This window comes from Arthrobacter sp. Y3223164 (assembly GCF_059091005.1).
This window is the reverse complement of sequence record NZ_JBNHGF010000546.1, coordinates 1-1,447: the sequence shown is the minus strand read 5'-3', so window position 1 is coordinate 1,447 and position 1,447 is coordinate 1. Positions and strand designations below refer to the sequence as shown.

The following is a 1,447-nucleotide window of genomic DNA, read 5'->3' as shown; positions in this document are numbered from 1 at the left end:
GGGGCAGGAACCCCGGCGGGTCGCCACCGACGCCGCCGAGTCCCGGAAGCCGCAGCCCGACCAGGGGCAGGTCTGGATCAACCCGACGGCGCGGCCGGCGCGCGCTCCCGTGCAGATGCCCACACTGACACGGGTCCCGCAGGCCCCGGCCGCCCGGAGAGAACCGGACCACCGGGACCCGTCACCGTTCGGCAAATTCATCCTGCTGGCCGCCGCTGCGTCGCTGGCGGCGTGGGCCGTCATCTGGATGGCCCAACCGGGGCCCGCCCCGGCTGTGCAACCCGGCGGGGCCGCCGCCCTGAATGGGGTACCGTTCGATGCCGGCTCCACTCTCAAGGGTCCGGGCCATGGCGGCTTTCCGCCGTCGGGAGTCGACGCCGCGGACGAACCGCTGGGAGTGCCCGCACCCCTCAATGAGGAGAGCAGTTCCTACCGATTCCTGCCCTCGCCGTCCAAGCAGGACTACCTCGCCTACGACCCGTGCCGCCCGATCCGGTATGTGGTCCGCACTGCCGACTCCCCCGCGGGCAACATCGAGCTGGTCCATGAGGCGGTGGACCACGTCTCGGATGCCACCGGCCTGCAGTTCATTTACGAAGGAACCACGACCGAACGGCCCGCCGAGCGGCGCCGGTCCTACCAGCCAGAACGCTACGGCGAGCGCTGGGCGCCGGTGCTGATCGCCTGGTCGGACCCGGAGCAGAGCCCCTCCTTGGCCGGTCCGACCATCGGCTTGGGCGGCAGCGGCTGGGCATCGCGGGGCGGGGTTTCCGCTTACGTATCGGGTCAGATCGAACTGGACACCCCGCAGTTCCGCCAACTGCTGGGTGCCCCCGATGGCAAAGGCGCCGCCCGGGCGATCATCATGCACGAGCTGGGCCACCTGATCGGCCTGGACCACGTTGAGGATCCCAGCCAGCTGATGTACGCGCAGGCCTCGCACGACATCCTCACCTTTGCCGACGGCGACCTCACCGGCCTGGCGTTGCTGGGCCAGGGCGAGTGCGTGCCCGAGCTATAGAACCTCGAGGGCCTGCTCCACGGTGTCCACGAGGTGCACGGATCCCTCCATGGACCGCCCGCGCGCCAGCGCCTGCAGCAACGGCCAGGCAGGCATTTCCTCGGTCCAGTACTTGCGCCCGACCAGCACCATCGGCGCGAGCGCTTCCGGGGTGGCGTAGTAGTTTTCGCAGGCGTCCTGGAAAATTTCCTGCACCGTGCCGCCGGCGCCGGGCAGGAACACGATTCCGCCGTCGCAGCGCTGCAGCAGCACGGCCTCTCGCAGGGCGTTGCCGAAGTACTTGGCGATGTGGGTGGCAAACAGGTTCGGCGGCTCGTGCCCGTAGTGCAGGTGGGGATGCCCAGATTCGCGACGCCGGGTCCGGCTTTGGCGAGCACGTCGGCCGCCGCGCGGGCCCAGTCGGTGACGGACGGCCGGAAGCCGGGG

General features: G+C 70.4%; 1 protein-coding gene and 1 pseudogene. One reads left to right on the top strand and one right to left on the bottom strand.

Translation table 11 applies throughout. The annotated features are described in order from the left end of the window. On the top strand, positions 1-1,021 hold a 1,021-nt coding region (locus AC5RUJ_RS16270; protein ID WP_494156246.1), incomplete at its 5' end, for a matrixin family metalloprotease. Here AC5RUJ_RS16270 and AC5RUJ_RS16265 read toward each other — a convergent pair. Continuing rightward, positions 1,016-1,447, bottom strand: a pseudogene (locus AC5RUJ_RS16265) (LOG family protein); the annotation flags it as partial. The gene AC5RUJ_RS16270 and the pseudogene AC5RUJ_RS16265 overlap by 6 nt on opposite strands.